Source organism: Rhizobium sp. 57MFTsu3.2 (genome assembly GCF_012932765.1).
In the GTDB taxonomy this organism is placed as follows: Bacteria; Pseudomonadota; Alphaproteobacteria; order Rhizobiales; family Rhizobiaceae; genus Rhizobium; species Rhizobium altiplani.
Map to the genome: position 1 here is coordinate 107,544 of NZ_JDWI01000010.1, position 18,259 is coordinate 125,802.

17 protein-coding genes and 2 pseudogenes are annotated in these 18,259 nt (G+C 57.0%); 9 read left to right on the forward strand and 10 right to left on the reverse strand.

Annotated elements, in window-relative coordinates; translation table 11 throughout:
- The first annotated feature begins 182 nt into the window (after positions 1 to 182).
- The 3 genes and pseudogenes from AF71_RS13270 to AF71_RS13280 all read left to right on the forward strand — a co-directional run bounded on the left by AF71_RS13270 (position 183) and on the right by AF71_RS13280 (position 2,951).
- Positions 183 to 1,277, forward strand: coding sequence for an AI-2E family transporter (locus tag AF71_RS13270; protein ID WP_169681679.1), 1,095 nt, complete (start codon positions 183 to 185; stop codon positions 1,275 to 1,277).
- A 338-nt stretch (positions 1,278 to 1,615) separates the two neighbouring features.
- Positions 1,616 to 1,771, forward strand: a pseudogene (locus AF71_RS13275) (SulP family inorganic anion transporter); the annotation flags it as partial.
- Positions 1,772 to 2,000: 229 nt separating this feature from the next.
- Positions 2,001 to 2,951 (forward strand): polyphosphate kinase 2 family protein, encoded by a 951-nt coding sequence (locus AF71_RS13280; protein WP_192241782.1) that lies wholly within the window; start codon positions 2,001 to 2,003, stop codon positions 2,949 to 2,951.
- A gap of 53 nt (positions 2,952 to 3,004) precedes the next feature.
- Here the strand turns inward: AF71_RS13280 and AF71_RS13285 are convergent, their stop codons facing one another.
- On the reverse strand, positions 3,005 to 4,486 hold the full coding sequence (locus tag AF71_RS13285; protein ID WP_169681681.1) for an alpha-amylase family glycosyl hydrolase: 1,482 nt from the start codon (positions 4,484 to 4,486) through the stop codon (positions 3,005 to 3,007).
- 30 nt (positions 4,487 to 4,516) lie between these two features.
- A complete protein-coding gene (locus AF71_RS13290) occupies positions 4,517 to 7,306 on the reverse strand; it encodes a glucosidase (RefSeq protein WP_169681683.1) in 2,790 nt (929 codons plus the stop codon).
- A gap of 268 nt (positions 7,307 to 7,574) precedes the next feature.
- On the opposite strand from AF71_RS13290, the gene AF71_RS13295 reads away from it, so the two are divergent.
- The 4 genes and pseudogenes from AF71_RS13295 to AF71_RS13310 all read left to right on the forward strand — a co-directional run bounded on the left by AF71_RS13295 (position 7,575) and on the right by AF71_RS13310 (position 9,164).
- A complete protein-coding gene (locus AF71_RS13295) occupies positions 7,575 to 7,775 on the forward strand; it encodes a type II toxin-antitoxin system VapB family antitoxin (protein ID WP_169681686.1) in 201 nt (66 codons plus the stop codon).
- Positions 7,772 to 8,155 (forward strand): type II toxin-antitoxin system VapC family toxin, encoded by a 384-nt coding sequence (locus tag AF71_RS13300; protein ID WP_169681688.1) that lies wholly within the window; start codon positions 7,772 to 7,774, stop codon positions 8,153 to 8,155. Before AF71_RS13295 ends, AF71_RS13300 begins: the two co-directional genes overlap by 4 nt.
- Positions 8,156 to 8,564: 409 nt before the next feature.
- Complete coding sequence (locus AF71_RS13305) at positions 8,565 to 8,846, forward strand: type II toxin-antitoxin system Phd/YefM family antitoxin (protein ID WP_169681689.1); 282 nt, start codon at positions 8,565 to 8,567, stop codon at positions 8,844 to 8,846.
- A pseudogene (locus tag AF71_RS13310) lies at positions 8,846 to 9,164 on the forward strand (type II toxin-antitoxin system RelE/ParE family toxin). Before AF71_RS13305 ends, AF71_RS13310 begins: the two are co-directional and overlap by 1 nt.
- Positions 9,165 to 9,248: 84 nt before the next feature.
- Here AF71_RS13310 and AF71_RS31665 read toward each other — a convergent pair.
- Together AF71_RS31665 and AF71_RS13315 are read right to left on the reverse strand one after the other, a co-directional pair.
- Positions 9,249 to 9,452, reverse strand: coding sequence for a hypothetical protein (locus AF71_RS31665; RefSeq protein ID WP_113164165.1), 204 nt, complete (start codon positions 9,450 to 9,452; stop codon positions 9,249 to 9,251).
- Between the two features lie 47 nt (positions 9,453 to 9,499).
- On the reverse strand, positions 9,500 to 9,754 hold the full coding sequence (locus AF71_RS13315; RefSeq protein WP_169681690.1) for a DUF2934 domain-containing protein: 255 nt from the start codon (positions 9,752 to 9,754) through the stop codon (positions 9,500 to 9,502).
- A 539-nt stretch (positions 9,755 to 10,293) separates the two neighbouring features.
- Between AF71_RS13315 and AF71_RS13320 the strand changes: the two genes are divergently transcribed.
- Entirely contained in the window at positions 10,294 to 10,752 is a 459-nt protein-coding gene (locus tag AF71_RS13320) for a MucR family transcriptional regulator (RefSeq protein WP_169681692.1), read from the forward strand.
- A gap of 38 nt (positions 10,753 to 10,790) precedes the next feature.
- Here AF71_RS13320 and AF71_RS13325 read toward each other — a convergent pair whose 3' ends face one another.
- Genes AF71_RS13325 through AF71_RS13340 form a run of 4 tightly spaced genes read right to left on the reverse strand, consistent with a single transcriptional unit; the run spans position 10,791 to position 13,838 of the window.
- On the reverse strand, positions 10,791 to 11,969 hold the full coding sequence (locus AF71_RS13325) for a YcaO-like family protein (protein ID WP_029792827.1): 1,179 nt from the start codon (positions 11,967 to 11,969) through the stop codon (positions 10,791 to 10,793).
- Positions 11,969 to 12,754 carry a nitroreductase family protein gene (locus AF71_RS13330; RefSeq protein WP_169681694.1) on the reverse strand — a complete coding sequence of 262 codons (786 nt, stop codon included), beginning with the start codon at positions 12,752 to 12,754 and terminating at the stop codon, positions 11,969 to 11,971. The genes AF71_RS13325 and AF71_RS13330 overlap by 1 nt, the downstream gene beginning before the upstream one ends.
- Positions 12,755 to 12,767: 13 nt before the next feature.
- A complete protein-coding gene (locus AF71_RS13335) occupies positions 12,768 to 13,616 on the reverse strand; it encodes an McbB family protein (RefSeq protein WP_029792528.1) in 849 nt (282 codons plus the stop codon).
- A 54-nt stretch (positions 13,617 to 13,670) separates the two neighbouring features.
- Positions 13,671 to 13,838 carry a phazolicin family TOMM bacteriocin gene (locus AF71_RS13340; RefSeq protein WP_169681695.1) on the reverse strand — a complete coding sequence of 56 codons (168 nt, stop codon included), beginning with the start codon at positions 13,836 to 13,838 and terminating at the stop codon, positions 13,671 to 13,673.
- A 173-nt stretch (positions 13,839 to 14,011) separates the two neighbouring features.
- On the opposite strand from AF71_RS13340, the gene AF71_RS13345 reads away from it, so the two are divergent.
- Positions 14,012 to 15,778 carry an ABC transporter ATP-binding protein gene (locus AF71_RS13345; RefSeq protein ID WP_169681696.1) on the forward strand — a complete coding sequence of 589 codons (1,767 nt, stop codon included), beginning with the start codon at positions 14,012 to 14,014 and terminating at the stop codon, positions 15,776 to 15,778.
- Between the two features lie 572 nt (positions 15,779 to 16,350).
- Here AF71_RS13345 and AF71_RS13350 read toward each other — a convergent pair.
- A complete protein-coding gene (locus AF71_RS13350; protein ID WP_169681697.1) occupies positions 16,351 to 17,604 on the reverse strand; it encodes a Zn-dependent hydrolase in 1,254 nt (417 codons plus the stop codon).
- A 9-nt stretch (positions 17,605 to 17,613) separates the two neighbouring features.
- Positions 17,614 to 18,258 carry a TenA family protein gene (locus tag AF71_RS13355; protein WP_169681698.1) on the reverse strand — a complete coding sequence of 215 codons (645 nt, stop codon included), beginning with the start codon at positions 18,256 to 18,258 and terminating at the stop codon, positions 17,614 to 17,616.
- Position 18,259 lies beyond the last annotated feature (1 nt).

Genomic DNA, 18,259 nt, shown 5'->3' on the forward strand with positions numbered 1-18,259 from the left:
TACTGCGATCTCATCCCGTAGCGCGCTTTTGCGAACCCTGATGCCGGCACACGCAGCGCTGTCGCTGGCGGAATCGTCCCTGGACCGTCGCGATCTGGTCAAGTGCATTGGCAGGATCCGCGCGGGAGCCGCGACGATGGGTGATCCCATGCCTTCGACGGTTTCTCTGACGGGAGACCAAGATGCCCGATGATACGACTCCTGCCGGCGGCACCCACCGTCAGCTCGGGCTTGGCACAGCCGGCCTGATTGAGCGCAGCATCACTTTGCTGATGGTCATGGTCCTGCTTGTCGGCGTGCTCGCGATATTGAAGCCCTTCGCCGCCGCCATTCTTTTCGGGGCGACGTTGGCGATTGCCGCCTGGCCCTTGCGCCAATGGATGATCGGCCGGGGTGTCGGGCCTCGCCTGACTGCAGCGCTGCTTCTCCTGCTTTCGCTTCTGGTGATCGTGTTGCCGGCACTGATCATGGCTCCGGTCCTCACCGACGAACTGAAGGCGTTCACGGAGAGCGTCGAGAACTACTTCGCGGCAACACCACAACGTCCCGGCTGGATCGAGAACGTCCCCCTGATCGGTGGCAAACTTGCTTCTGCATGGGATGGTCTACTAGAAGCGAAGGGTGACGTCGCCACTGCACTTGCACCCCAATCCGAGATTTTGCAGCGGTGGCTAATCACGGCGGCGCGTGCGCTTGGCGACAGCGTCGTCCAGATGATCCTGGCGCTGATCGTGGCAACCATGTTTTGTATCAACGGGAGCAAGCTGGTTGAAGAACTGGATAGCATCGTCGTCCGGCTGGGCGGGGCAACGGCGCATACCAGCCTTCTTGCAGCCGCCGGCGCGGTTCGCAGCGTCTCCTATGGCGTGATCGGCACAGCTCTCGCGCAGGCAGCGCTACTGGTGCTCGGCCTGGCACTCGCAGGTGTGCCTGGTGCGACCACGCTCGGCTTCGTCGGCCTACTGCTCTCCATCAGCCAGATCGGAGCCCCCCTCCTGGTGCTGATCTGGGGTGGTGCGGCGTGGTGGCTGTTCGGACAGGGCCAGGTCGGATGGGGGAGCTTCATGGTCGCATGGGGAGTTTTGGTCAGTATGGTCGACAACGTTCTCAAACCATGGCTGATCGGTCGCGGCATTCGAATGCCTATGCCTCTGACGATCCTGGGCGTCTTTGGTGGCTTTATCGCCTTTGGCTTCCTTGGTCTGTTTATTGGACCGACGCTGCTTGCTGTCGCTTTCGTCCTGCTGCAAGCATGGCGGACGAGCCCGCCCGGCTAACAACTGGCTTCCAATTGGATCGCGGCAAAGGCGAGTTACCGAGGATTACCGCGTAAACTTCCAGAAGATGTCGTCGGACTTCGTCTCCTTGGAGCAAAGCGGAATCGGAGGCGTCGATGCAAGTGCTCTAGACATCAACATGGACGCAGAAACGCGCAAGAGGCGCGGCGCCTTGCCCGCATCTGGGACAGCGGTGGGTCAAATGCGTTGGCCGGCGAAATATGATATACTCTTGCATATTACGAGGAGGTCAACCTGCCAGATGTAGCCGAAAAGGCGAGGTCGACAACAATGATGGGGGGTGAAAAAGGTAAGTGGCTGACGCAACCCAAAACCAATTGGCGCGCTGGCTGCCGGGGTTTCAATTTCTTCGTCAATACAAGGCTGACTGGCTTTTCCATGATTTTGTTGCAGGGATCGTGCTGACCACCATGCTGGTGCCGGTCGGCATCGCCCATGCCGCAGCGTCGGGGATACCTGGAATTTACGGGCTCTAGGCGACGATTGTCCCTTGTTAGCCTATGCGGTGTTTGGCGTATCGCCGTCGACCGAGCCGGCTCCATCAGGCGCAGTTCGGGCCGACAGCGAGGGCCGGTGATTCCTCGGAGCAACGCCGGCTGGCACTTGCAACAGGAAATTGCGGAATGTCCACGCCGCTGCACGAATGCGTGAATGCTGACACAACAAGGATGTCGACTTCGGTTACCAAAATGGGAGCATGTCATGGCAGAGGACAAGATGAAACTGGATGTGGATTTTGACCAGAAGCGTGAGATCCCTGTGGGGGACAGCGGCCGCGTACGCTTTCGTTTCCGCGACATTGCCGTGGAGCCCGGAAAGTCGGTTTCGCTTAAGGATTTCGACCCGGATTTTACCGGCGGCTATGACGACAAGGCCGGGGCGCTCGAAAAAGTGGCGGCAAACGTCGACCGCCTGTCTGCGATGCAGGAAGTTCTCTATGCCCAGGATAACTACGCCCTATTGATCATTTTTCAGGCCATGGACGCGGCGGGCAAGGATGGCGCGATCCGCCATGTCATGTCCGGGATCAATCCACAGGGCTGCCAGGTCACAAGCTTTAAGGCGCCGTCGGCGGAGGATCTAGATTATGGCTATCTTTGGCGCGCATCAAAGGCGCTGCCAGGGCGCGGCATGATCGGCATTTTCAACCGATCCTACTACGAGGATGTTCTGGTTGTCAGGGTTCACCCGGAACTGCTTGAAAAGCAAAAGCTTCCGGCACGCGCTCGCAAAGGAGATATCTGGCAACGCCGGTTCAAGGAAATAAACAATTTTGAAAAATATCTTCGGCAAAACGGCACAATCGTTTTGAAGTTTTTTCTCAATGTCTCCAAGAAGGAGCAGAAGAATCGCTTCCTGGCGCGGATAGACGAGCCAGAAAAGAACTGGAAGTTTTCACCGGCGGATTATGCAGAGCGAAAACACTGGGACGACTACCAAAAGGCGTTCGAGGATATGCTGGAAAACACCAGCACGGAGTGGGCTCCCTGGTTCGTCATTCCGGCCGACAACAAATGGTTTGCCCGGCTGGCGATTTCGGAGGTGATCTCCGAGGCCTTCGAGAGGATCGATCTGCAGATGCCTGTGGTCAGTGAAGCGCGAAAGAAGGAACTGAGGCAGATACGAAGCCAGCTTCTCGACGAAGAGGACTGATGGCGCGGCTCTGTCGCTGGCATGTTGTCCGTCGCCACCCCGTGCCTGTCGCTTCAGGGCAGCGCGGTGATTTGAAACACGTGGTAGCCCCACGGCGGCAGATCGAGATAGAGCCCCCTTGAGACGAGGGCGCTCCCGTCGCGGTCATAGCTGGCGAGACCCATCAGATCCTTGAGCCGCACCGCTCGACCGGCCAGGTCGGGGAACGGGAGCTGGACAAAACACTGGCTCTGGTTTGGAGCATAGTTGACGACGATCATCTGCCGCTGGCCGTCATTCTTCTCCCAGGACCAGGAGATGAAGCAATCCGACGTCCAGTTGCCCTCCCAGGCCGGCACGCAGTCGAGCAGACGCCACTGGCCGTCGCGGACGATCGGCTCCCGGAGCACTGCCAGAAGGTCTTCGTAGAACTGCTGGCAGGCCTCACTCACCGGCTCCAATGGCGCACGGATCAAATGCGGCGAGATGCGCTTCTTCCGCCCCTCGAACTGGCCCTGATGAAAGAACCGCAGTCCAGGCGAAAGGAAGGTCACAATCGCCGCGGCTTGGTGCATCTCGGGCGTGAAGGTCGCAGCGACCCGGGGCTCGTCGTGGTTCTCCAAAAACCGAGCAAGCTTCTGCTGGTAGTCGAGCCCCGCGTACAGATGCTCGCGCACCGGCCGCGCGTGGCCCTCCCGCAGGCGATCGTAAAGCCGCTTGTCGTAGGCGTAGTCGAAGCCCTGCTGCTGCAGCGTCCATTCCATGTCCCAGTACACCTCGGCCATGAAGGTAAACCCCGGGAATTGTTTGCGGACGCGTTGCGTCGCTTGCGGCCAGAACGGCTCGGCGTGGATGTGCCACGTCCGTTCGAATATCTCCGGCAACACCAGCATCGCCATGTCGCAGCGGACCCCGTCGCACTGCTTGGCGATGCGCAACAGCTCGCCGATCATCGCGTGCTGCAAGTTCGGATTGCCGTAGTTGAGCTGCAGCGTGTCGGGCCAGCCGTCGAAATACGGGTCGCGGCCGTAGGCTAGCACCAGCGGCCCTTTCGACGTTCGCACGCGGCAATAGTTCTGCGGTGCCTTTGCGAAATCGGCGTCGCTGCCGTGGACGAAATAATCGGGATGCTGTTCGACCCACGGGTGATCCGGCGCCATGTGATTTGGCACGAAGTCGAGCAGCAGCCGCAGGCCACGCTGCTTGAGCCGTTCGCGCAGGCGCGCCAGCGCAGCATCGCCACCCAGACTGGAGTGCACGGTGTAATCGGCTATGGCGAACCCCGATCCTGCGATGTCTGTCTCGCGCAGGTCGGGCAATGTCTCCTCAAACTGGTGGCGCCAGTCCAGGTTGGTGCGAGATACACTTTGTGCCGCTGGACCGGTCTGCCAGACGCTTAGCAGCCAGATCCAGTCGAACCCCATCTCGGCAAGGCGCTCCAGCTCAGTGTCGGGAATGTCATCAAGCGTGGCCGGCCGGCCGAGCCCTTGGGATAGCTCGGTAAGCCAGACGCGCGTGTTGATCTGAAAGAGCGAGGGATGGAATCCCGTGTTCATCTCAGTTCCCTCTCCGCAATGGCTGCTCCTCTATCCGCTGCCTCGCGAGGCAGCTCCATACGCCCGTTCCCGGACGAGGCGGTCCACGAACCGCCGTTTCTCCTTCTCCTCCAGAATGTCGGCGGCGCTGGTACGGCCGAAGAGGTCGAGCAGGCGCGCGATCACGCCCGTCCAACCAGTCTGGTGACTCGCCCCGAGGCCCGCCCCATTGTCCCCGTTGAAATACTCGTAGAAGAGGATGAGGTCGCGCCAGTGCGGGTCCTCCTGAAACTTCGCGGTCCCTCCATAGACCGGTCGACGGCCGTTCGCGTCCCTCAGGAAAGTGCTCGTGAGCCGCTGCTTTATCTCCTGAGCCACCTCGAAGAGCGTCATGCGGCGACCGGAGCCGGTCGGACACTCGACCGTGAAGTCGTCGCCATAGAAACCGTAGAGATTGAGGAGCCCACGCACGATTAGCGCGTTGACCGGCATCCAGACGGGGCCCCGCCAGTTCGAGTTCCCGCCGAACATCCCCGTGTCCGATTCGGCCGGTAGGTAGGAGACGCGGTGGGCGTCACCCCCGACATGAAGAACGAACGGGTGGTCCTGGTGGTAGCGGGAGAGAGAGCGGATACCGTACGGGCTCAGGAACTCCCTCTCGTCGAGCATATAGCCGAGCACCCTCTCGAGGCGTTTCCTGGACAGCGGCGAGAGTAGGCGGCGCCCGGCGTAGCCGACAAAGCCGTGCTCGGTTGGAGCGACCTGCGCCACGACGTCGGGATGGCGCTCCCTGAAAAGGTTGACGAGTTCGCGAAGCTTTGGAAATCGCTCGAAATCGTCTGGGCCGAAGATTGTGGAGGCGCAAAGCGGGATCAGCCCTACCATCGACCGGACCTTGAGGCGGGTCGCCGATCCGTCCGGCAGCCGCAGCACGTCGTAGAAGAATCCATCCGTCTCATCCCACATCTCGTCATTGTGCTCGCCGATGCGGTCCATTGCGTAGGCGATCCACATGAAGTGCTCAATGAACTTGAACGCCGCCTCCTCGTAGACGGGATCGTGGTCGGCGAGTATGAGAGCGATCTCGATCATGCTCTGGCAGTAGAACGCCATCCAAGCGGTGCCGTCGGCCTGTTCGAGCGACCCGCCGGTCGGGAGCGGCGCGCTGCGGTCGAAGACACCGATGTTGTCGAGGCCGAGGAACCCGCCGGCGAAAACGTTCCGGCCATCGGGGTCCTTGCGGTTCACCCACCAGTTGAAGTTGAGCATGAGACCCTGGAACGAGCGCTCCAGGAAGTCGATATCCTCCCGCCCGAGGGCTTGCTCCGTCCTGTAGAGAAAAAGCGTCGCCCACGCATGCACGGGCGGATTGACGTCGCTGAAGTTCCACTCGTAGGCCGGGATCTGCCCATTCGGATGCACATACAGGCTTCGCAGCATGAGGAGGAGTTGCGCTTTTGCGAAGTCCAAATCGACGAGCGCGAGCGCGAGCGTGTGGAACGCGAGGTCCCATGCAGCGTACCACGGGTATTCCCACTTGTCGGGCATGGAGATGATATCGCCATTGAACATGTGGAACCACTCGGCGTTGCGCATCCGCCGCCTGGAGGTTCCGACGAGAGGATGCGCCTCGTGCTCCTTGAGCCAGGTGTCCACGTCGTAGAAGTAGTACTGTTTCGACCAGAGCATCCCCGCAAGCGCCTGGCGGTGGACCCGCCGCTCGTCCTCGTTCAGCGACCCGGGGGTAATCCGCTGGTAGAACTCGTCGGCATCCTTTTTGCGGGCGGCCACCGTCGCATCGAAGCTCTTCGCGAACGGCCTCGCCGGCAGCCTTGCTGACAATCGCAACCGGACGATCGAGGCACCGCCCGCCGGCACGTCGAGGATGTAACGCGCCGCGGCCTTCGTGCCGGTCTTTTCCGGGTTGATGGCCCCGGTGTCACCAGAAACGACGTATCGGTGGAACGCGTCCTTGACGAACGGCGTCGGGTTCGGCTGCCCCCAGAGGAAGGAAACATTGCTCTCGTTCTCTGTGAAGAGAAATTCCGGACGTCCGTCGCACGCGAGCGTATAGTCGCCGACCTCGGGGTGCGAGGCGCAGATGGTCCCACAGGCTTCCCGCAGGAGCGGCTTGGCCCCATTTTTCCCCCACGACCACGTGTTGCGGAACCAGAGCGTCGGCAGCACGTGGAGCCGCGCGGCCTCGGGCCCCCGGTTATGCACCGTCACCTGGATCAGCATGTCCTCCGGGTCTTCCTTGGCATACTCGAGGAAAACGTCGAAGTAGCGGTCGTCGTCGAAGACAGCGGTATCGAGCAGTTCGTACTCGAACTCCTCCCTCGACCGGTGCCGGCTGGTCTCGACGAGGTCCCGATAGGGGAACTCCCGCTGGGGGTATTTGTAGAGGTACTTCATGTAGGAGTGCGTAGGAGTCGAGTCGAGGTAGAAGTAGTATTCCTTGACGTCCTCGCCGTGATTTGACTCGCTGTTCGTGAGCCCGAACAAGCGCTCTTTCAGGATCGGATCGCGCTCGTTCCAGAGCGCGAGCGCAAAGCACAGCCGCTGGCCGTCGTCCGAGATGCCGCCAAGGCCATCTTCGCCCCAGCGATAGGCCCGCGAGCGCGCCTGGTCGTGAGTGAAATAGTTCCAGGCGTCGCCCGACTCGCTGTAGTCCTCGCGTACCGTGCCCCACTGCCTCTCGCTCAGATAGGGGCCCCATTTCTTCCAGGCGCCCCCCGCCTCTCTGTCCTCCTCGAGGCGACGTTGTTCCGCGACAAGGACGGACCGCGACGGCTGCGCCGGCTCGGCTTGCGCCCTTGCGCCCGATGGACCATTCGACATAGTTCGGCCCCCTCATTTTCCGTGGTACGCATGCGCGGTGTTCTGGCTCGCGGCATGTGTTCATTGTAGCGGAAATGCTGGGGGTCATGTTGACATTTAGCGGAGAGCTTTGGCCGGCAACGCAAAGCGAAGAATTTCAAGGCCCCAGAGGACTGGTCTTGAGCGGAATCGAACTCGCGCCCCCATGGATCAGAACACCACGTCGCTATTAGGCATCGATTTTAGCACCAAATGGTGCTATGTATTCAATAAGGCGCGGGAGATGGAAATGCGATCCACCATAAATCTTGACGACAACCTCCTGGAGCGAGCCAAATCGCTGACAGGCACGAAGGAAACGGCGGCTCTTGTCCGTCTGGCGCTGGAGACGCTTGTGCGCGTTGAATCTGGCAAGCGGTTGATCGCTCTTGGCGGCTCTATGCCGAACGCCGAGGCTGCCCCTCGTCGCCGGAGCGAAGTGGCCAAGTGATCCTTGTAGATACCTCAATCTGGATCGACCATTTTCGGTATGGAGACGCCGACCTGAAAAAAATCATCGAGGATGACCGTCTGCTCTGCCACCCTTTTGTCGTTGGCGAATTGGCTCTAGGCAGTCTGCGAGAACGAGATGCCGTTATCGCGTTTCTCTCGGCTCAACGGGAAGCCGTGATCGCAACTCATGCAGAGGTAATGACTGTCATTGAGCGCCACTCAATATTCTGTATGGGGATTGGCTACACTGATGCGCATCTGCTGACTTCAACACTCCTTGACCGAAGAACCAGCTTGTGGACGCGAGACAAGCGCCTAGCGGCCGCAGCGCAGAAGGTTGGTGCGCCGGTTTTTCTATCCGCGCAAATGCCCAACTAGTATTGAAGCGATGCACTCCCTCAGCATTTTTACAATTGATGGGAATCGAACCGCTGGCGCATTCTGCGCTTTCTCGTTTCGCCACTTGGTCCAAAGGATAGAAAGGGGAGTAGCGCGTACCTTCTCCCCAAACGGCGACCGATGCATTCTTCCCAGACAGCATGATATGAACTCAGCCGGCAGGCGGAGGAACGATACGCAAGCCTTGCCAACAATCTGGCCGAGCCGCTGGCCGTCTTCCGAGATGCCGCCAAGGCCATCTTCGCCCCAGCGATAGGCCCGCGCGCGCCTGGTCGTGCGTGAAAATAGTTCCACTCGTCGCCCTGCGGATGTGTCAGCTGGCATTTGAAAGGCTGCTTTTCCATTGACCACTTAATGATCTATATTCTGGTCAATAGGGAGTAAGTGCATGAAGCTTTCAGAGCGGGTCAAGCCAATCAGTTATCTCAAGGCGCATGCGCCCGAGATTATCCGGACGCTAAAGGACAATACGCAGCCGGTCGTCATTACGCTTCATGGAGAGGCGAAAGCCATTCTTCAGGACGTCGGCCAATACGAAGAAACACAAGAGACGGTGGCGCTCCTGAAGGTACTGGCGCTCACCAACCGGCAAGTGGAGGAAGGCAAAGTGCGCCCCGTTGCGTACGCCTTTTCGCGCATCCGCAAGCGTCTAGCCGACAGCCAATCCTGATGCCATATCGTGTCGTTTTGCTGAGGAAGCGGAACGCGACATCGAGGAGCTCTATCGCATCATCGCTAGCCGCTATGGGACCGAGGCGGCAGAGCGCATCCTGACGGAAATTGAAAGCACCTGCGCCGAGCTTGAAGCACTCCCCGCCGGCGGAAATGTACCGAAGGAGTTGGCGGGTATCGGAATCTCCGAATATCGGGAACTGCACCATAAGCCGTGACGCATGATCTATCGCAGGCCACTGATGTCGTTGTCTACTGCGTCGTGGACGGACGCCGTGACATGCAGGCGTTTCTGGAGCGAAGGCTGCTGCGCTGATGTTAGGGCGGCGCGGTTTTTGGTTGTTATATCATCGACTACGACGGGATCCCGGCGGGCGTCGCTGAATGGAACCGACCAGCCTCAATGAACAGCAGCCGACGTCGGCGCGTTTACCCTGGTGGCCTCTTGGCCAACATAAGTGGATATCAGCATTGCGGCAATCTCGTCCAAGGACCGGTAACCCTCGTTGTATAGTTCTATCGCGGCCAGGCAGAGTACGCTTGTCGACTGCTCATTGGGGATAATGCCATAATGGCGATGCCAGGCCTGTACAGCTTCGGACATCGTTCGAAAATCAGGTTCCGGCTTCTGCAGCACAGGCTGTTCCTTAGTTACTTATTCTCGGAGGCCAGTTCACCCGGCTTGAACGAACCAGGCCCGCCTTCTGACGAAATGGCATCTGAACTCGCCTTTTCGTCTCCAGGTATCGTTGTCGCGCTGTGATGCGAAGGCGAAGACGTCTGGGGCAAGTCGTCGTCTTCGGCCAGTTCGCGCTCAGCCTCATACCAACGTCGATCCTGGCCTTCCGGACGACCCTCCGGCTCCCGCTTCTCGAACGCCCGGCGTCTCACGTGCTCCGTGTCCATGAAAGCCTCCATTGTTGGCAATCATAAACGTTCGCTGCACGGAGTGGTTCCTCGATTGCCGGTGGGGTCGCAATGACATTTTTGTGCACGCCGCCTCGAAATTCGGAATGATGTCGAGCACCGCGGCAAAGGTGTCGAGCAGCGACGCATCGAATGTCGCCTTCACCGCCTCGAAACCCGACTCGAGCTCCATCTCGGACGGGATTGCACAGCTGGAACCTATCAAACCCACACGTATTTGTTGCGTCCGATAACTTTATCTAACTTGACCGATTATAATTTTTTGATACCTGTGAGGAAACAGGCAAAATGAGCGAGGATACCATCTTGAGATCCAACCTTATCTAAATCTGCAAAAGCGACTTTCTGACTGTCGTTTTGTTCTCTATGCGAATATCTCTTTAGTGGGACATTTGCTTTGGAGTCAGCAGGTAAATTTCGCTGGCGTAGATAACTGCTGGCTCAGATGAGGCGAGGGATACCTCAGCCATCTGAGCACCACGCATGTGATCTATCCTCGAAAAGAGGTAGGTTGTTCCATGTATTCTAAATCTAAAGATTCTTCATCTGATAACATAACGGAACTAGCGGCAAACATCGTTACCGCCTACGTAAGCAGACACGATGTTCCCGTGCAGGACTTGCCTTCACTTATCGCAAGCGTTCAAGCCGCGTTAGGACAGGGGCATAAGGTTCCTGAAGGTGTACCGGAAACAAGGCCTTCGTTCGCCTCGCATCAGCGCCCAGCTGTGCCTATCGAACAATCGATAGAAAAGGATCACTTAATTTGCTTGGAAGACGGCCGGAAGTTCCGCTCATTGAAACGGCATTTGAAAACTCAGTACAATCTAAACCCTGACGAATATCGAATTAAGTGGGGTCTTCCGCCCGAATACCCGATGGTTGCCCCCTCTTATGCCGCTCGGCGCTCATCAATTGCCAAGGGTATCGGTTTGGGCGTCAACGTATCAAGGCGGTCAAACAAGCAGGAAGAGTAGGCTTCAAAGAGGTTAAAGCGGGAAATCTCGCTTTAACCTCATGAAAAAGGCATTGCCTCCAAACGCTTCATTTCATCTGTACAAAACAGGCTTATCCACTTGTTATCATTATTATTATGATCGCCCGGGTTCATATGGATAAAGAAATCCGGCGATACGATTCGGCAAAAGTGTAGCTGGGTTCCAGGCAGGTTGATAGCGCGAGAGTATACATAGATGTTGCTGGAGACAGATAGAATATTTTCTTTGAGCCTCTCGATATTCCTGTCTGGCATGCTCGTTCCTATCTCCAGTGGAGCGACTTCGACGCCAAGCTCAAATCCTGCTTTGTTCGCAGCTTGGAAATTTTCTTTGAGAGACGTGCTGCCGTAGTCTCGACTGTTGAAGAATTCCATTTGAGGAAGCAATAGAGACGTTTGCCAAGCTTCTGTAAAAGCCTTCGTTGTTGCCATTTCGGGAATGAGATCGGCAGAGCAGCCGCAGGAGAAATTGACCAATGCATCTGCATCGTTCGAGCGATACTCGCAAAACTTAACGCTGACCCCCGCCAGGAAAGAAATGTCGATTAATCTCAGGCTGCCATTGGAAGACATTTGATCGTGAATTTTCTGGGCTTTCCCATCTGTGAGGCTGCCCCTCAGACTGTTCCCCTCGATAGCGTTGCAGCGTCGGGAAACCCACATAGCCGTTGTGCACTGCCTTTCAACGAACTCCAACAGCGCGCCCCGAAACGCGTCGAGTTCATTGCGATGTATTGCCGAACCGGACGTATCACGTATCGGTGCGAATAGAGCGTCGCGCTGTGCGTCAAAACTGTGCAATGACAGAAGAACTGCCGGGTAGAGAGCTTTGCTATCGGAGCCCAAGCGGCTAACGTCTACAAGACGGAAGTTCGTGCCGTGCACGTCGTCGCGAACATCATCGTGGCAGGTTTGCTGGAGCGCAAACGCCAATGCGGCCTGTTCATCGACGTTAAGTCGCATGTCTGCAATGGCACCTGATTGTGTAGAGGTTACAGCTCGGAACGCCGTATAGCGTTCAAAATATTCTCCCATGGCTTTGACCGCCACGCCTGGGCCAAAACCAAACCCGTGACCGTTGAGATCGTTGGTGTCATCTGCTGAGAAGACAGTAGGTTCACAGATGCAAGCCGGATATGCTGGTGTTAGCCGATATCTCGGTGTGCTGGAGGCGAAACTGCGATATGAATGGTGCATTAGTCGTCCTCCGGATAGGCAAAAGCCTGAATGATTCCCGGCAACAGAATGCGGCTATCCAGCCCGCATCTCTTCGCCAGAGCGTACTCAGAAAAGCCAGATAGAACGCGGGACCGAATTTCTTGCTGTTGGGCAATTTGAAGCATCTGTTGGTACATCGATCCGACTTCCATCAGTGCGAGCCGATAACCGCGAGAGCGATACTTGAATATCGCCTTTTTAAGGCTGATGAGGTACACTACGTAGAACGCAGCGCGATCGATCTTATAGATGTCATTATATGAGGCGCTATCATATTCTCCTTGAAGCACCTCGAAAGCGTTGCTTACCGGCAGGTAATGCAAAACATCAAAGTCTGCGTCTCGTCCTGAGACGTTCCCCAGGATAACGACTGTTTCAACACTGTAGAGGGCGCCGCCAGAGGGATAAGGCCGCCGTCGGGCCTGGTCAGCGCCAAGAGCTTGTGAGAAGATTTGGCAAATAGTCTGGAAGTCGACAGACCTTGTTCCACCCTTTTCAAGGGACGGTAGTCGCCAGATCGATTCAGGGATATTTTTCCCGAGTGAAATCGTTCGAGTGATATGGGAAAACCTTGTTTCGAAGGCCTCCGCCCGCTTTAGGTCTTCGACCGACAGATATGGCTGGCTCAGAGCGCTTTCCAGTGGGGAGCCGGCAACGGAGATACAGTGCTGGTGAAAAGTGCGGATTTCGCTTTCAACTTCTGGGTCAACAAACTGGCTTGCGTGTGCGATTTGGTTGACCGACGATATTTTTGCGTGTCGCATCTACGGTCTCTCCCTAAATATCACGTGGTGATGAACTGAAATTTGAATGGACGCCCCTGTGTCGTTCAATGCGGCCAGTGTCGAGATTCAATTCGATCACGGTGCTGAGGTCATCAGGGAAGAGCGGAGAAACACCATCTGCGATGAGTGGGCGAAGCCGCATGTAAGCAAGGTGGAGTGCGGTTGCGGTCTCGATTTGCGAGGCGGGAAATGTTGGTACCGCTAGCGTTTCGATCGCATAGGGATCAGAAAAGAAATAGTCTGCCCAACTAGAAGGCTTAAATTTTGAAGATCGATCAAGGCCAGCGAGATTATGGATACCGCTGAAATGATCGGGTAGGTCGATCGCCGGCGAATAGAATCCATCGACGATGAAATGTCGGAAAACAAAATATGAATGAAGCAAGATCGATTCTTTTCTCGATTTGCACGCAGCGTATATTTTCCTGGCGAGCTCAGGCTCGTAACGATCTTGAATAGCCAGGATAAGATCGGCGCCCTCGATATCTGCAATGTTTGCAGAAGAGCGGCATGACACAGCGTCACGATCGAGTATCAACTGCGCAACGTCATCGGCGAGTTTTCGGGACGGAGAAAAAACCATTACGGTTTTCATATCTTCGACTTTTCGGAGCACTCTCAGGCGCTCTAGGAACTGCCGAGCGGCCGTGACTGGGAGCGTCTGGCTCTCTAAAATTTTTTCAATTTCCCGTTCGTGAACGCGAGATTGAAGCCGTTTAATTTCGCCAAGAGCAGCCACAAGATTTGCGTCGGTAACGCGCGCTGCGCCTACCGGCGTGAAAAGCTGCCATGCGCCATCTGTCGGCGCGGAACTGATTACGAACGGGGAAACCGAAAGCATCTTGCAACCCTCCTTGTGAAAGTGGCGGCCCCGATGTGGGGCCGCCGTTGCTCTTTAAGTCGAAACCGAGTTTGCCGAGCCGGAAGACTTGCCGGAAGCGCCGCAGCGGCTGCTGCTGTCGCACCGGGCGCACGTTGCAGCGGTTTGAACCTTAGCATCGCCACCATCGACGAACTCGATTTCGGTTCCAAACTGCGGCGGATTCAGAATCTGCGTAGTCATCACATACCTCCTATTTGCGGGTTGAAGGTGCAGCGAAATGCTGCAAAAGCAAAATTATTCCTATATTCACCTTAGTCAAGCATAAAAATAGTGATAGTATGTATTCAATGGCAATATCGAAGAATAATATTCTCAGCTATTGCTCGGTAATATTGTGCAATGGAGCGATATTCATGGGTAACTCGCAAAACGCATTTTTGGTAATAAGCAATATGCTTCTGAATAACAGCAAACAGCGCGCTCTGTTTCTGTTGGTATTATGCACTATAACGCTCACCGCAATTGGTTCAGCGTTGTTTCCAATATTCTTCTCCCTAGGTATTGATGCGCTGGCCGAGGGAGGTGCGAGTGTCAATGTAGGTACTCGCTATATAATCGCTTTCGGAATTGGCCTGACAGTTGTCGGGGCTCTAGAGCAGGCCCAATGGCTTACATTCGGACCAATGAACCTGCGTCTTCAAAGACACCTAACGAGGCATGTATTCGAACATGCTCTTTCCCTGCCGTATCGTAAGCTGAAGGAATATACGACTTACGAGATTGGCCGAACCGTAGAGCGTGGCCTCGATGCGGTCCGCGAAATCACGTCAAATCTGACCTTCTTCCTGATACCTACATTTATTGAGCTGATCATTGCGGCGTCGGTTATAGCCTTCATGATCGACGTATGGATCGCGTTGCTACTATTTTCCGCGCTGCTCCTGTACGCGATCATCGCCAACGTATCGGCAGCCAAAATCAGAAGATCCACTGAAAGTGCGATGGAGACCGGGATCGACGCTTGGAATTTCGGTCTTGATGGCGTCGCTAATGCAGAACTTGTTCAGCAGGCCAACAGGGTCAATGAATTCGCTGAGCGTTTAAACCGCAAGCTCAAAGTCAACGATCAAGCGTGGGCTTTGACATTCCAACAGAGAGCTTTTTTTGGCGTTCTCCAGGCGCTTGTGTTCGGCGCTGTCGTGACGGGTGTACTCTGGCGTGGGGCCTCGGATGTTGCCGATGGGACGATGACCATCGGCAATTTAGTACTGCTGAACACTTACATTATCCGGCTGCTGCAGCCAGTCGAAACCTTTGCAAGGGTTTATCGGGAGGTGAACTCCTCCTTGGGAGAAGCCAGATTGCTTATGGAGCTTCTCTCGACGCCTGTACCTGAAATGCTGACGCAGCCTGTTGGCTGTGATCGATTGCCGATGACCCTGGAACTGTCTGATATAGCGATCTCGATGAATGAACGGGACTTATTGGCCGACCTTTCCCTTATGGTGCCGGCTAGGGGGAAGCTGTTCATAGTCGGCCCATCGGGCGTTGGAAAATCATCTTTGTTGAAGGTGATCTCGTGCCTGTCCATGGCTGATCGTGGCAAATACCTCATCGATGGCGCGTTGGTCACTGAAGGAAATGCGGGTGGTTTTAGGTCGAGTATCAGCGTCGTGCAGCAGGACTGCCTTCTATTCGATTGGTCGATATCTGAAAATATTGCATTTGGCGTAGAGGCGCCTCAGGAGGAAATAGAAAAGGTCATTCTAAGGCTTGGCCTGCATGACGTGGTGCAACGTCACCAAGAATTGGGAGAGCCAACCGTCGGCGAGCGCGGCAGCCGTTTGTCGGGCGGAGAAAAGCAGCGGGTATCGCTCGCGCGTGCACTTCTTGCCAAACCCCTGCTGCTTATTCTTGATGAGCCTACGGCAGCACTGGATGAAATAAATCGGAAGGGTGTTTTAGATGCAATCGCGGAGTTGCAGCAGACATGCACCACGGTTTTTGTCACTCATGATCTCTCCATAGTGGACGCTGAAAGCGAAGTTTTGTTCCTCGGACCAAATCACCGCTATTGGACGGGAACTCATGCGGATCTCCAAAGGGAGAGCGGGGAATACCAGGCATTTGTGGACGGCAAAGTAATCGGGCAATTTTCTGACATGTCGCAGAAATCCTGAGTTTCTCGACAAGATTGTCGGCCCTGGAAAATCAGGGAATTCTGTCGCAAAACTCGCTTGCAAGAGTCACGGTTTCCCGACAGATATATGCGACAGGATTACGCCGCTGGTGACATCCCCTCGGCCTTGCCTCCGACCAGCGCCCAGATATGGCCAAGAGGAGCGAAGATCAGGCCACGCGGCGGCCGATCATGTCAGTTTGGATTTCGTTACGCATCACAGTTCCGCCGTGACGGCTCACTGCATTACGACAGGCAGGACGAGACAGCCGAGGCTGCCCCGAATTTCGTTCGCTAGAGCGATCCAAGTTTTGCGAGAGCGTCGGCGACACCCTTGTCATATGCAGGATCGGTCTCGTGCAATTTTCATATGACGTTGCTTCACCTCGCTCCGGGCGTCGCCCATCGCGCGCCTGCCAATTGAAGCGCTTCAAGCGTATGGGCTCGTTTCGCGAACTACAAAGAAACGGCATTCCAAAGTTTGTCTAACTTTATGCGGCAAACTCGGATTGTCGATCAATCCTTGGAAGTAATCCTTCAAATTGGCCGAATTGAAAATATTTCAATCCAAACTCATGAGCGCCGATTTTCGCCCTCGCAGGCAATTGCAAGCGTCGCCTGTGCCAGCACATCACAGCCGATGACGGCATGTGCAGGCTCGACATACTCGGCCTCGTTGTGACTGAGCCCATCGCGGCACGGAACGAAGATCATCGCTGCCGGCGCAACGCGATTAACGAACAGCGCATCGTGAAAGGCCCCTGATAGCATTACCGCGCTTTTGACCCCGCGCGCAGCTGCTGCCTGCTCGATTACCCGCTGCAATGCGTCGGAAAAGACGCAGGGCGCCATATCGAACGATCGGGCGATCTCAGTCGTGCATCCCTGCCGCTTCGCTTCCTCCGCTATGCGCGATGTCACGAGCCGTTCGATATCATCCAGCCGCGATGGCTCTGGATGACGCATATCGACTGTGCAGTGGACCTTGTCCGGGATCGCATTGACCGAGCCAGGCTCGGCTGAAATCCGCCCAACCGTAAACCGCGCGTCCGGATCGGCTGGCATCACCGCCTCGTAGAGGCCCGACAGCGCGGCGGTCAGCGCGCGCAGTGGGTCACGGCGGTACGACAGTCCCGTCGTGCCGGCATGGGCCGTCTGCCCCGTAACCGACACATCAAGCCAACGCGTGCCCTGGATACCCTTCACCACGCCAACCGGAATGTCGTTCGCCTCGAGAGAGGGCCCCTGCTCGATATGGACTTCGATATAGGCGTGAACCGGAAAGCCGAGCGGCAGCATCTCGGCCTCCGGCAGGCTCGCAATCGTCAGCGCCAGTTCCTCGGCAAAGCCTGCGCCATCGGTGGCGATCTTGCCCTGCCAGGCGGCTGGAATCTCACCCGCCGAAAAGGCCATGGATCCCATGCATCCCGGCGCAAAGCGACACCCCTCCTCGTTGGTCCAGGAGACGACGACAACGGGACGCTCCGTCTCGATCCCCGCGTCCTCCAGGCTCTCCAGCACCTCGAAAGCAGAGAGGGTGCCAAGCGCGCCGTCGAACCGGCCGCCGGCCGGCTGGCTGTCGAGATGACTGCCGATGATCACCGGCGCGAGCGTATCGTCCCGGCCCTTGCGTCGGATGAAGAGGTTGGCCATCGGGTCCTGAAAGACGAGGAATCCCCTCGCCCAGGCAAGCTCGGCCAGAAGCCGCCGCGCCCGGCGGTCGCCTTCTGTCAGCGCCTGGCGATTGACGCCGCCCTTCGCCGTGCCGCCGATGGCGGCGAAGGTTTCGAGCCGGGCGTTGAGACGATCGCCGTCTATATCGAGCATGGTTTCACCTCAGAGATAAGGAGCGTCGTGGAAGGCGATCTCCAGCGCCTGCGCGCGGCCGAAGATGCCGCTGAGCCGGGAACGTTCCTCCAGGCTCATGCCCTCGCCGGCGTCATCGAGCTCTGCCTTCAGCCACATCGCCTGGGCCGCGAAGTCCTCATGCGCGTGCAGGTCCACCCACTCCTTGAGTAGCGGATCGCTCACCTCGTAACGGGTGGCCTTCTTCGACCAGGTCCAGTACATCCACTCGGCGGCAAACATGGCGGCGACCGTGTCGAGGTAGCCACCATCCCGAGAGATCGCCAGCATGTCGTGGCGGAACGCCGCCACTTCGGGGACCGCCGTGTTGTAGGCCGCGGGATCAATACCGCGCTCGGCGAAGGTCTTTTCGAAATAGGCGATCTGCTGGTTGGCCAGCGCATCGAGAACGCCGATCAGCCAGCGCTTCTGGGCGATCGTCTCTGCCTTGGCGGCTGCAAAGGCAAAGATCGAGATGGCGGTATCGACGAAGGCGCCCTCGAAAACGAGGTAGCGTTCGAAGACTTCCTTCGAGAGCCGGTTTGCCTCGATGTCCTTGACGAAACGATGGGTTACCATCGCATCGAAGACGGCGGCATTTTCACGCAGGATCTGCTCGGACAGTGTCTCGCTCATA